Below are 11987 nucleotides of genomic sequence, written 5' to 3' on the forward strand. Positions count from 1 at the left end.
GGAGCCCTTTGTGCTGGTTCAACGCGTCAACGCCCCAAAGGACGCCCCTGAACGATCAATCGGATGCGCTGCGATGCGCGTCCACGCCGACTATGACCGAATGTGGGTAAGTTCACCAATTATTGCAAAGGCTTGGCCTATCAGCTATGAAAATGCAAGGGAAACTCGATGGAAAGGCCTGTTCGTCGGGAAAATGCAAAGTCCGCTTACAAGGCCTTGTGTTTTACGGTGACAGTGCGTACCGCGCCCGCTTATGAAGCGGCGCCGCGCCACAGTGTTTCGGGCTGCCGCGCGCCTACCCAGTCACTGGCCTGCTCATAGGCATGCGCCAGGCGCAGCACGTCCAAATCCGCCTGCGGCGGGCCCACCAATTGCATGCCCATCGGCAAGCCTTGCGCATTGAAGCCCACCGGCACGCTGATCACCGGGCAACCCGCCAGCGTCCAGGGCGTCACCGTCTCCATCCAGCGGTGATAGGTGTCCATGGGGCGTCCGGCGATCTGCTTGGGCCAATCCAGCGACGCGTCGAACGGAAAGACCTGTGCCGACGGCACGGCCAGGAAGTCCACCTCGTCGAACATGCGCAGGACGGTCTGATACCAGACGCTGCGTTCTTCCGTCGCCTGGTAGACCTGCCGCGCCGTCATTCCTTCAAGCCCCTCTACTTCCCAGATCAGCGCCGGCTTAAGCAGCTTGCGGGTCTCGGGGTTCTCGACCAGCGCATGGAACTGGCCGCCCACCATCAAGTGCCGATGCGCCAGCCACATGCGCCACAACCGGTCGCCGGCAAAAGGCACCTGGTAGTCGACCACGTCGCAACCCGCGGAACCCAGCGTGCCGAGGCCCTGGACGCACAGGTCAAGAATGCCCGGCTCCATCGCCAGATAACCGTTCCAGTCGCCTAGCCAACCGATGCGCTTGCCCCGCATGTCGGCGTCCAGCGGGGCGGCAAACTCGGCCGGATCGTCGCGCAACGACAGCGGAGAACGCTTGTCGTACCCCGCCATTACCGACAACAGCAACGCCACGTCGCGCGGCGTCCTGCCCATCGGCCCCTCGTAGGACAACTGCTTCAAGAACACTTCGGGCGACGGGCCAAAGGGCACGCGCCCCGCCGACGGGCGCATGCCGTAAACGTTGCAGAAGGCAGCGGGGTTGCGCAGCGATCCACCGAAGTCGCTGCCGTCGGCCACGGGCAGCATGCGGGCAGCCAGGGCGGCAGCCGCGCCGCCGCTGCTGCCGCCGGCCGTCTTCGAAGGATCGTAAGGATTACCGGTGGTGCCGTAGACCTGGTTGTAGGTATGCGAACCCAGGCCGAACTCCGGCACGTTGCTGCGCCCGATGAAAAGCGCGCCCGACGCCCGCATCCGCTCGACAATGATGGAGTCGTGCGGCGTGACCGAGTCCTTATAGACCAACGACCCCATCGATGTGACCATGCCGCGTACGGCCGTCAGGTCTTTGGGGGCCTGCGGCATGCCGTGCATCCAGCCCATCCATTGACCCGCATCCAGTTGGACGTCGCGTTCAGCGGCCTCGCGCAGCAGGGCATCCGGATCCCGGCGGGCGACGATGGCGTTGATCTTGGGATTGACGTGGTCGATATGCGCCAGATAGGCGCGCATGACTTCGACGCAGGACACCTCGCGCCGGCGGATCGCATCCGACAAGGCGTGCGCCGGCATGGCGACGATGGGGTTCAGGCTGGCGGGCGCGGCCGGCGTGGCGAGGGGCATGCGGTCTCCTGTATGTCGTTTGTGCGCCCAGGGCAAACCGCCCGGCGCAACCGACATACTACGCAAACCGGGCGGAATGCGCCCGCCTGCCCAGGCCCTCGGCCCGCCGCCTGTTGCCTGCTGTCTACCGCCCGCTGCCCGCTGCCCGATCAAACCCGTTCTATCGCCACCGCCGTGATCTGGCGGCGCCTTATTCACCCTGCGGCAACGGCAGCAGCCGGCCGCGCGAACACCAGCAACGTAGACGTGGCGGAGGCCAGCAAGCGGCCCTGCGCGTCCGTCAACTTGGCTTCGGCGTAGGCCACGCGCTGGCCCATCGACAACACCCGGCCTTCCGCGCGCAGCAGCCCGCTATGGCGCGTGATGGCCTTGTGATAGGCCACTTTCAACTCCAGCGTGGTGTAGGCCTGGTCGGCCGTCAGCTGCGAGTGCGCGGCGCAACCGCAAGCCGAATCCAGCAGCGTGGCCGCGTACCCGCCGTGCACCGTGCCGATCGGGTTGTACGCCTGGGGCCCGGGCGTGCCCGCAAACACGGCGCGGCCCGTTTCCACTTCCACGAAGTCGAAGTCCAGCGTCACCATGATGCCGGGCTTGCGGCCGGAAGCCAGCAAGGCGCGCAGTTGCGCCAGGCCATCCAGGCCCGCGCCGGTCTCGTCGACCAGACTGGGTTCGCGGCGGGGGGTCGAAGAGGAAGTCATTGGCATTGCTCCAGGCCCAGCCGGGCCTTCAAGAGCCGGCGGGCATCCGCCAGCATGGCATTCGCCTGTTGCGCATCGGTCTCGCAACGGGCCAGGGAAACCGTGCCCACCAGTTCGGACAATACCGAACGGGCCAGCGGTTCCGGATCGGGGTAGCCGCCCGCGGCCAACCGGCCCGCCAGGGCTTGCACCAGGCGGCGCATCCCGGTGGCGTAAGCGTGGCGGCAGGCTTCCGACTGGCGGGGCAGATCGGACGCCAACGCAACCAGCGGACAGCCGAACGCCCGCGCCTCGCAATGGGCGGGCGACAGGTAGGTGTCCACGTAAGCGGCAAGCCCTTCGGCCGGCGTGCGCCCGTCCAGGTGTTTTTCGGCACGCGCCAGGGCCTCGTCGAACATGTGCGCGATCGAGGCTTCGACCAGCGCATCCTTGGAATCAAAATGCGCGTAGAAGCCGCCGTGCGTCATGCCGGCCTGGCGCATCACCGCCGCCACGCCGATGCGTTCGGGACCCTCGGCACGCACCGCGTCAGCAGCCGTTTTCAGAATGCGAATCCGCGTTTCCCGCTTGTGTCCGTTGTCGTAGCGCATGGCCAGCCCCGGGATTAAATGATGCCCATCATATTAATATGATGGGCATCATGCTACAAGCCCGGCCGACACGGATTCAGGGAAAAAAGATCGTGCGCCAGGTGGTCGATGAACACCCGCAGCTTCGGCGACGCATGGCGGCTGGCGGGCCACAACGCCCACATCGTGCCCTTGCCGCGCGTGCGGTCCTCCATCACGATCTGCAACTGGCCAGAAGCCAGTTCACGGCGGATCGTGAAGTCCGGCAGGCAGACGATGCCCTGCCCGCCTACCGCCAGCGATATCCGCATTTCGACGCTGTTGCAGACGAGAGTCAGCGGCAAGTCGGGCGACTGCGCCTCAGCGCCCAGCTTCAGCGGCCATTTTTCCAGCCGGCCCGTAGCCGGATATCGGTAGTGCAAACAAGCGTGGCGTTGCAGGTCGCCCGCGCGTTTGGGCGTGCCATGCTGGCGCAGATAGTCGGGCGACGCGGCCAGCACTCGCCGGAATGGCCCCAGCCGGCGGCGCTTCAGGCTGGAATCGTCCATGTCGCCGGAGCGCACCACGGCGTCGTAGCCTTCACCGATCACGTCCACCATCCGGTCGGTGAACTCCAGGTCCAGCTCCACGTCGGGATACTGGCGCATGAAGCTGGCGATGGTGGATTCAAACAGCCCGCTATAGCGCGGCAGGCTGACCCGCAGCTTGCCGCGGGGTGCGTCGGCCGCTTCGGACAATTCCAGCTCGGCCGCTTCAACCTCGCACAGGATGCGACGGCAACGCTCCAGGAATTTCTCGCCCTCGGGCGTCAGCGCGATATGGCGCGTGCTGCGATGAAACAGCCGCACCTTCAGACGCTCTTCCATGCGCGCCACGCTTTTGCCCACCGCTGAGGGCGACACGCCCAGCACGCGGCCCGCCTCGGAAAAGCTGCCCGTGTCCGCCACCAGCACAAAAACCCCGATGCCTCCAAGGCTGTCCATTCCGTTTCCCCAATTGCGGACAGTTATGTCCTGAATATTCAGAATCCTAGCCTATTTTTCTTTTATCAAGGGCCCCATAAGCTTGCGGTCATCCTGTCGCCGCTCCCGCAATTCCGCCACGCGGCGCCCTTGTTTCAACCCCACGCCCATGCCTCTATCCCAACCTCCTGCCCACAGCCATCGCTGGCTGCAACTGCTGTCCGCCTGCCTCACGGCCCTGCTCATTCCGTTGTGCTTCACCGGCCCCGCCGTCGTCCTGCCCTCGATCAGCCAGGCGCTGGGGGGTACGCCGGTGGAACTGAACTGGATCCTCAACGGCTATATCCTTGCCTACGGCAGCGTCATCATGGTGTCCGGCAGCCTGACCGACCTCTACGGCCCCCGCCGGATCTGGTTGTCGGGCCTGGCCTGGTTCTGCGCCGCCACCTTCGCCATTCCCTATATGCCCACCACGGGCGCGATCGACTTCCTGCGCCTGATGCAGGGCATGGGCGGCGCGGCCGCGTTCGCCGCCGCGATGTCGTCGCTGGCCCCGCTGTTCCATGGCGTGGCGCGCACTCGCGCCTTCAGTTTGCTGGGCACCACGTTCGGCATCGGACTGTCGTTCGGGCCGCTGATAGCCGGATGGATGGTGCAGGTCGCCAGCTGGGAATGGGTATTCCTGGCGACCGGCGGCGTGGGCGTGCTGGGCGCCGTCATGGTGGCCGTCAGCGTGCGGCCGACGGCAGGCGTCGCCCAAGGCAGGCTGGACTGGCCCGGCGCCATCAGCTTCACCGGCGCGCTGGGCCTGTTCACCTACGGCATCCTGCTGGCGCCCGAAGCCGGGTGGGCCGACGCGCATGTCATTGGCGCCCTGCTGGCGTCCGCCGTGCTGTCCATGGTCTTCGTGCGCGTGGAGCGCCGCGCCGCCCGGCCAATGCTGGACCTGAGCCTGTTCCGCGACGCGCGTTTCGTGGGCGTGCAGGTGCTGGCGGCGTCGCCGGCATTCCTGTTCATCGTACTGATCGCCATGCTGCCAGGGCGTTTCATCGGCATCGACGGCTATAGCGCGCTTGCCGCCGGCCAACTGATGATCGGCCTGGCCGCGCCCCTTCTCATCGTGCCGTTCCTGGCCGCATTGCTGACGCGCTGGTTCAACCCCGGCGTCCTGTCCGCGGCCGGCTTGCTGGCGGTAGCGGCCGGTCTGGTCTGGCTGGCCGACGTCATGGCCACGGGCGCCACCGGCCTATGGCTGCCGATGGGTCTGATCGGCGTCGGCATCGGTGTGCCGTGGGGCTTGATGGACGCAATGGCTGTCAGCGTGGTGGCGCCGCGCAACGTCGGCATGGCTACCGGCATCTTCAACACGGTGCGCGTGTCGGCGGACGGCATCGCCATCGCCGTCGTGAGCGCGCTGCTGGCCTTGCTGATCCAGATGCCCTTGACGGCCGCGCTGCCTGCCGCGATGGACGGCAAGGCCATCCTGATGGCCGCGAACCGCGCGGCGCTGGGCCAACTGCACGAGGCTGCAACCTTGTTGCCGGGCGCCGCCGCGCTGCTGCAGCAAAGCTACAACGACGCATTCCGCCATGTGCTGCACGCCTTGGCTGGCATCGCGGTGCTGACCGCGCTGGCCGTCTATGCGCTGCTGGGCCGGCGGCGTCCGGCAGCCAGTCACGACAGCGTGCCAGTGGCGCAATAGCCGGATCAGTCCACTCGCCACCAACGGGGCAGCAGGCCCCGCACTTTGGCCCGGCGATAGCGGTCGTCGATCAGGTGAACCGTTCCCACATCATGCTCGGTGCGGATCACCCGGCCGGCGGCCTGCACTACCTTCTGCATGCCCGGATACAGGTAGGTGTAGTCGTAGCCGTTCTCTTCGCCATAACGCAAGTCCATGGCCCGCTTCATGTTTTCGTTCACGGCGTTCACTTGCGGCAACCCCAGCGTGGCAATGAAAGCGCCGATCAACCGCTTGCCCGGCAAGTCCACCCCTTCTGAAAACGCGCCGCCCAGCACCGCGAAACCCACGCCCTGCCCGGTTTCGGTGAACCGGGCCAGGAACGCCGCTCGGCTGGGTTCGTCCATGCCCGGCGTCTGCAACCAGATCGGCACCGACGGATGGCGTTCGCGCATCAGGTCGGACACCTGGCGCAAATAGTCGAAACTGCTTAAAAACCCCAGATAGTTGCCGGGCCGGTCGGCGTATTGCGTGGCGATCAGGTCGACGATGGGCGCCAGCGACCGTTCGCGGTCCCGATAACGCGTGGAGACGTTGCCCACGACCCGCACCGCCAATTGCTCGGCCTGAAACGGCGCCGCCACGTCGATCCATGGCGTGTCTTTCGGCAGCCCCAGCGTGTCGCGGTAGAACTGCTGCGGACTTAACGTGCCCGAAAACAGCACGGTCGCGTGCGCCGCCGCATAGCGCGCAGCCAGGTACGGCGCCGGAATCACGTTGCGCACGCATAAGGTGGACGGCCGTGTCTTGGCGCTGGCGACGCCCACGTCGGACAGCGTGACGTCAAACAGCGCATGCGAACCGAACTGTTCGGCCAGGCGCATGAACTGCAGCGCTTCGAAGTAGAACGCCAATACCGGATCGTCCTGCGGCAACGGCGACTCGGCCATGTACTCCATGATCGCGCCTACCGCCTTCTGCACGGCGGCCAGCACGCCTGGCGCCACCATGTCATAGGCCTGATACCGGTCGGCCTGCTTCTTGTTCAGCGCGTTCCATGAACGCTGCAAACCCTCCAGCGACTTCTTCAGCGCCTTGGGCGCGGCGTAACGCGCCGCGGACAACGACGCCTGGTCTAGCTCTCCCGTGTACATGCGGCGCGCTCGATCCACCAGGTTGTGGGCCTCGTCCACCAGCACCGCCACCTTCCACTGATAGGCCTGCGTCATGGCGTACAACATCGCCGTGGCGTCGTAGTAGTAGTTGTAGTCGCCCACCACCACGTCGCTCCAGCGGATCAGCTCCTGCGACAGGTAATACGGGCACACCTGATGCGCGCGAGCCGTGGCGCGCACGGTGGGCGCGTCCAGCCGGACATGTTGCAGCGCCGCCTCGCGCGCTTGCGGCAGGCGGTCGTAAAAGCCTTGCGCCAAGGGGCAGGAATCTCCGTGGCACGCCAGGTCTGGATGCTCGCAGGTCTTGTCGCGCGCCTGCAGGTCCAGCACCCGCAGCCCGGGCGCCGCAGGCTGCGCATTGACGGTATCCAGCGCGTCGATCGCCAAGCCGCGTCCCGACCCTTTGGCCGCCAGGAAGAATATCTTGTCCAGGCCGGTTCCCGGACTGGCCTTGAGCAGTGGAAAGATCGTGCCCAGCGTCTTGCCGATACCGGTCGGCGCTTGGGCCATCAGGCAGCGGCCGTCGCGCGCCGTGCGGTATACGGCCACGGCCAGGTCGCGCTGCCCGGCGCGGAACTCGCCATGCGGGAATGCCAGCTTTTCCAGCGCCGCATCGCGTGACTGGCGATGCGCAAGCTCGGTCTTGGCCCAGCTCAGGAAACGTTCGCATTGTTCCCGGAAAAAGGCAGCCAGCGCCGGCGCGTCGTGCGTTTCCACCAGCACCGTCTCTTCTTCGGTGACCACATTGAAATACACCAAAGCGACGCGCACCTGCGCCAGCCCGCGCGACTGGCACAGCAGATGGCCGTAGACGCGCGCCTGCGCCCAGTGCACCACGCGGTGGTTGTCGCGCACGCTCTCCAGTTGCCCCCGGTACGTCTTGACTTCTTCCAGCTGATTGGCCACCGGGTCGTAGCCGTCGGCCCGCCCCCGCACCAGCAGGTCGGCATGCTGGCCGGACAGCGCCACTTCGGTCTCGTAGGCGGGGCCGCGCCGGCCCGTCACCACCGCATGGCCCGCCATCCCTTCCAGCCCGGTCGGTGCCGGCGTGAAGCGCAGGTCAAGATCGCCCGCCCGCGCCGTGAATTCGCACAGCGCGCGCACCGCCACGGCGTAGCTCATGCCCCCTCCTCGCGCCAACTGACATGGCAGACACGTACCGGCATCCCATGCGACACGCAATACTGCAACCAGCGGATCTGGTTGTCTTGCAATTTGTCGCCGGGTCCTTTGACCTCGACCAGTTCATAGCGGCGCTCCGCCGGCCAGAAACGGATCAAGTCCGGCAACCCGGACCGGTTGGTCTTGACGTCCCGCAAGAGCCGGGCAAAGTACAACTTCAGATGCGCGGCGGGCAGGCAATCCAGCGCTTGCGCCAATAGCTTGTCCGACAACGCTCCCCAGAACACGAACGGCGACTGCACGCCCGATTTTTCCGCATAGCGCCGCAGGATCACATCGCGATAGGCCGAGGTATCCAGCTGCGCCAGGCAGTCCGTAAACAGGGCCTTGCGGCGCTCGTGGAAATCTGGCGCGTCCAGGTCGGCGGGCCCACGCTGGAAGGGATGAAAGAACGCCCCCGGCAACGGCGCGAAAACCGCAGGCCAACACAGCAGACCGAATAGCGAATTAATCAACGCGTTCTCAACATAGTGCACCGGCGCATCGTCCTGATGCAGATGATCGCGAGTGACGTATTCCACCGCAGTGGGCACTGGCGGTCGTGGCAGGGCGAGATCCGTGCGTAGCAACGCCGGCGCTGCCGCCCGCGCGGGCGCGCCCTGCCCGGCGCCTCGGTACAGGCGCGGCAACATGCGCGCCAGGCGCTGGCTTTCTTCCTCGCTTTCCGGTGCGGCTTGCGCCTGCAAGGCCAGCGCCAAAGCCTCGTCAAATCGCGCCATGCGCTCATGGACGCGGATACGGCGATGCCTGGCGCCCGGATACGCGCAGCGTTCATAGACGCGTTGCGCCGCCGGCCAGTCCTGCGCCCGCTCGCACGCCTGCCCGATCCGCAGCAGCACCTTGGCGCGGCGCTTTTCCAGCCAGGGGTTCTGGCTGGCGCACCCGTCCACTGCTTGCAACAGGGCATCAAGCTCGGCGCCTTCGTCCAGCGCCGCGCGGCAGGCATGCAAGGCCAGATAGCCATCCACGTCCGCACGCGTCTGGAACGCCCGCGACGACGCCTCGAATGGCACGCTCTCGTACTGGAACACGCCCAGGTCGGCCAGCACGAATTCAGACCAATCCTGGTGCAGATTGCCGAAGAACATCAGGCGGAAGCGTTCGCAAAGCCCGCCCACCATCACGCGCCAGACCGCTTCCCCGGCGTCGGGATTCCAGGCGGCATAATTGCGGCCCGCATCCGGGTGCGGCTCACCCAGCCGGGCACGCACGGCTTCCAGCAGGTCTGCCTTGCGCGCCGCAGGCTTGACTGGCGCACTGGCGAACATGCGGCAAAGCTCGGGCTTGGTATGCAGGCTGAATAGTTCGTCAAGCGTCATCGGCGCATCGGCGTCCAGCCAGCCCAGCGCCCGCAACGGCGCGGCGGCATCCGACGTGCTGGGGATTTCTTCGTAGACGAGCCGGCTGGCGCGGAACCACGGCCCGCGCCGCATCAGCATGCGCACCATCAACGCCTGCGACGTCTGCGGCAAGGCCTGGAAGTCATCCAGGAAACGGCGTTCGCCAGCATCCAGCAGGTCGGCGTAACGGTCAGAGACCCACGCCAGCGCGCGCTGGAAATTGTGAAGGTAGTAGTAACGGTGCGGGGGGAACATCGGCCAAGCCGGATAACTGGTGTTTTATCCAGTAATCATAGCAGGCGGCCGCGGCCAGCGCCTGCCTGCGCGCTCCCCGGATGGGCCGGCAAGCAATCTCAGTTCTTGGTCGTCAAGGCCCTGTTCATGGCGAAGACGATGCCCAACAACGAAACCGCGAGAATTCCGATAACGATCCATGCAAAGGACGCCACGCCTGACCTATCAAGCAGAACTCCGCCAACAACGCCGCCGCTGGCCACCGCGGTGTTCCAGCCCGTGGTGTACATGGATTGCGCCACGTCAACCGACTCGCCGGCGAACCGAGACAAGGCTGTTTGAGTGATCGTGGCAAAGCCGCCGACAGCGAGCCCCCAGACCGCCACAGACGGATAGACCATCTGCGAAAGATCGCCCCAAAGGCCTAGCAACAGGGACGCAACGGCGAAAATCATGATGCTTGCCACGGCAAGGAATTGCAGCCGCCGATCGACCATTGCACCGACGAACCACAAGCCGATGATCGAACCCAGCCCGAAGACGAACAGGACGATATCCACCTTCCCGGACAAGCCAGAAGGTTCGAGAAGCGGCTCGATATAGATGTAGAGAATGTTGTGGGCGACAACGAACGTAAAAACAACGAACAGCACGGCGCGAATGCCGGTTTTCAAAAACACACTGGAGAGCGTTTGGCGTTGCGCCTTGGTCTGACCAGGGAAGTCGGGGACGATGGCAACGATCCACACGATGAGCAGGAGTGCCAGGGCACTCATCAGACCAAACGCGCCTTGCCAGCCGATGGCGCGGCCCAGCAACGCTCCGAACGGTACACCCAGCACCAAAGCGATGGTCGCGCCGGCGCCAGATATCGCAATTGCCCGACCACTGAGATGCGACGGCGACATGCGCATCGCATAGCCGGCCAGCAGCGACCAGACGATGCCGCCGAACACGCCGGCGAAAAAGCGTGCCACCAATGAGACACCATAGCTGTCGGAAAGCGCGGTGACGAGGTTGACCGCAGCAAAACCAAAGATGGCGGTCAATAGCAATGGGCGCCGCCGCATGCCTTGTGTGAGGCTGGTCACCGGGATGGCTGCGACCAGCGCGCCCGCCGCGTAGGCAGTAATGAACTGACCCGCGAGGCTTTCAGAGACGTTCAAGCCTTGCGCAATAGAAGAAAGCAATCCAGCCGGCATGATCTCGGTCAGCAGCGTGATGAAGGCTGCCATTGCCAAGGCAAGCAGTGCACCTAAGGGCAATCGCTCGGTGCTCTTGTGCAGAGCAGATGCGGTGGTCTGATTCATAAACACAATTCCTCAAATGGAAGTCGTTCGGGCTCTTTGCCGAGCATTGAGATCCATGGTGCCGGGAGTTGGATAAAAGAAAAATAAGCTACAGTGAAAAATATATATGACATAAATGTCATCAATAGATGAGCTCAAATGGAAAGCCTTGCTTCTCTCGATGTCTTCGTACGCGCAGGCGAGTGCCGCAGCTTTACGGCGGCTGGGCAACAATTGGGAATCTCCGCGTCGGCGGTCAGCAAAGCCATTGCGCGGCTGGAAGAACGCTTGGGGGTTCGTCTGTTCCACCGTTCTACGCGTACCATCAGCCTGACGCCGGAAGGTGCCCTGTTTCTGGAGCGCTGCCGCCGTATCCTTTGCGAGGTCGAGTCGGCCGAAGCCGAACTCCTGCAAACGCAAAGCGCCCCTCAGGGCAAGCTGCGCATCAGCCTGCCCTCGGTCGGCACGTTGTTCATGCCCAGACTGGCGGCCTTCCAACGGCGCTATCCCGACGTCGCGCTGGACATCGACTGCTCGGATCGGTTGGTGGAAGTGATCGAAGAGGGCTTCGACGCCGTGATCCGTACCGGGGAACCCAGCGATTCCCGATTGATGGCGCGGGTACTCGGCACCTACCGAAGGGTCATCGTCGGTGCTCCCGACTATTTCCAGCGGGCCGGACTCCCCCAGCACCCTGAAGACTTGGCCGGCCACGCCTGCCTGCTGTACCGGTATCCCACCACTGGCAAAACGGATGTATGGCCTTTGAGCAGGGACGGACAACCCCTTGCCATGGATCTGTCAGCGAGCATGGTGACGAATTCTCTGGACCCGCAAATCTGCTTTGCCGAACAAGGTCTCGGTATTGCCTGTGTCCCTGACATCGCCGTGCGTCGTCAAATGGACGAAGGCAAACTGATCACTGTGCTGGACGACTACAACCAAGACCGCACCACGTTCCGAATCCTGTGGCCCTCCAGCCGACATCTGTCGCCCAAAATCAGGGTGTTCGTGGACTTCATCGTGCAGAATTTGTTTCCGCTTTGACTGCGGGAATTGCCCGATATGAAGGCGCGCTTCCCGTCCGACACGGGCCGACGGTCAAATAAAAAAGCGGGGGC

9 protein-coding genes are annotated in these 11987 nt (G+C 64.8%); 2 read left to right on the forward strand and 7 right to left on the reverse strand.

All coding sequences use genetic code 11. The annotated features are described in order from the left end of the window. Positions 1 to 251 precede the first annotated feature (251 nt). The 4 genes from ACE039_RS09885 to ACE039_RS09900 form a co-directional block, all read right to left on the reverse strand. Positions 252 to 1736 (reverse strand): amidase, encoded by a 1485-nt coding sequence (locus ACE039_RS09885; RefSeq protein ID WP_485822258.1) that lies wholly within the window; start codon positions 1734 to 1736, stop codon positions 252 to 254. 194 nt (positions 1737 to 1930) lie between these two features. Further along, positions 1931 to 2440 carry a PaaI family thioesterase gene (locus tag ACE039_RS09890; RefSeq protein WP_448711336.1) on the reverse strand — a complete coding sequence of 170 codons (510 nt, stop codon included), beginning with the start codon at positions 2438 to 2440 and terminating at the stop codon, positions 1931 to 1933. Beyond that, positions 2431 to 3024: a TetR/AcrR family transcriptional regulator gene (locus ACE039_RS09895; RefSeq protein ID WP_313464513.1), complete on the reverse strand. Its 594-nt coding sequence runs from the start codon at positions 3022 to 3024 to the stop codon at positions 2431 to 2433. Before ACE039_RS09895 ends, ACE039_RS09890 begins: the two co-directional genes overlap by 10 nt. 53 nt (positions 3025 to 3077) lie before the next feature. Continuing rightward, positions 3078 to 3986, reverse strand: a complete 909-nt coding sequence (locus ACE039_RS09900) for a LysR family transcriptional regulator (RefSeq protein ID WP_485822259.1) — start codon at positions 3984 to 3986, stop codon at positions 3078 to 3080. Positions 3987 to 4134: 148 nt separating this feature from the next. On the opposite strand from ACE039_RS09900, the gene ACE039_RS09905 reads away from it, so the two are divergent. Further along, a complete protein-coding gene (locus ACE039_RS09905; protein ID WP_485822260.1) occupies positions 4135 to 5667 on the forward strand; it encodes an MFS transporter in 1533 nt (510 codons plus the stop codon). Positions 5668 to 5672: 5 nt separating this feature from the next. On the opposite strand, the gene ACE039_RS09910 is transcribed toward ACE039_RS09905, so the two are convergent. The 3 genes from ACE039_RS09910 to ACE039_RS09920 all read right to left on the reverse strand — a co-directional run bounded on the left by ACE039_RS09910 (position 5673) and on the right by ACE039_RS09920 (position 10887). Next, on the reverse strand, positions 5673 to 7943 hold the full coding sequence (locus ACE039_RS09910) for an ATP-dependent DNA helicase (RefSeq protein WP_485822261.1): 2271 nt from the start codon (positions 7941 to 7943) through the stop codon (positions 5673 to 5675). Further along, positions 7940 to 9598, reverse strand: a complete 1659-nt coding sequence (locus tag ACE039_RS09915) for a VRR-NUC domain-containing protein (RefSeq protein ID WP_485822262.1) — start codon at positions 9596 to 9598, stop codon at positions 7940 to 7942. Before ACE039_RS09915 ends, ACE039_RS09910 begins: the two co-directional genes overlap by 4 nt. Before the next feature lie 98 nt (positions 9599 to 9696). Next, entirely contained in the window at positions 9697 to 10887 is a 1191-nt protein-coding gene (locus tag ACE039_RS09920) for an MFS transporter (RefSeq protein WP_485822263.1), read from the reverse strand. A gap of 138 nt (positions 10888 to 11025) precedes the next feature. Here ACE039_RS09920 and ACE039_RS09925 point away from each other — a divergent pair, with 138 nt between their 5' ends. Continuing rightward, complete coding sequence (locus ACE039_RS09925) at positions 11026 to 11913, forward strand: LysR family transcriptional regulator (protein ID WP_485822264.1); 888 nt, start codon at positions 11026 to 11028, stop codon at positions 11911 to 11913. Positions 11914 to 11987 lie beyond the last annotated feature (74 nt).

The organism is Achromobacter maghribensis, from assembly GCF_057334215.1.

What these genes read in the sequence shown, in the direction of transcription:
- ACE039_RS09885 (WP_485822258.1), bottom strand. Translation starts at nt 1,736, where the DNA reads ATGCCCCTCGCCACGCCGGCCGCGCCCGCCAGCCTGAACCCCATCGTC.
- ACE039_RS09920 (WP_485822263.1), bottom strand. Translation starts at nt 10,887, where the DNA reads ATGAATCAGACCACCGCATCTGCTCTGCACAAGAGCACCGAGCGATTG.
- ACE039_RS09900 (WP_485822259.1), bottom strand. Translation starts at nt 3,986, where the DNA reads ATGGACAGCCTTGGAGGCATCGGGGTTTTTGTGCTGGTGGCGGACACG.
- ACE039_RS09890 (WP_448711336.1), bottom strand. Translation starts at nt 2,440, where the DNA reads ATGCCAATGACTTCCTCTTCGACCCCCCGCCGCGAACCCAGTCTGGTC.
- ACE039_RS09905 (WP_485822260.1), top strand. Translation starts at nt 4,135, where the DNA reads ATGCCTCTATCCCAACCTCCTGCCCACAGCCATCGCTGGCTGCAACTG.
- ACE039_RS09895 (WP_313464513.1), bottom strand. Translation starts at nt 3,024, where the DNA reads ATGCGCTACGACAACGGACACAAGCGGGAAACGCGGATTCGCATTCTG.
- ACE039_RS09915 (WP_485822262.1), bottom strand. Translation starts at nt 9,598, where the DNA reads ATGTTCCCCCCGCACCGTTACTACTACCTTCACAATTTCCAGCGCGCG.
- ACE039_RS09910 (WP_485822261.1), bottom strand. Translation starts at nt 7,943, where the DNA reads ATGAGCTACGCCGTGGCGGTGCGCGCGCTGTGCGAATTCACGGCGCGG.
- ACE039_RS09925 (WP_485822264.1), top strand. Translation starts at nt 11,026, where the DNA reads ATGGAAAGCCTTGCTTCTCTCGATGTCTTCGTACGCGCAGGCGAGTGC.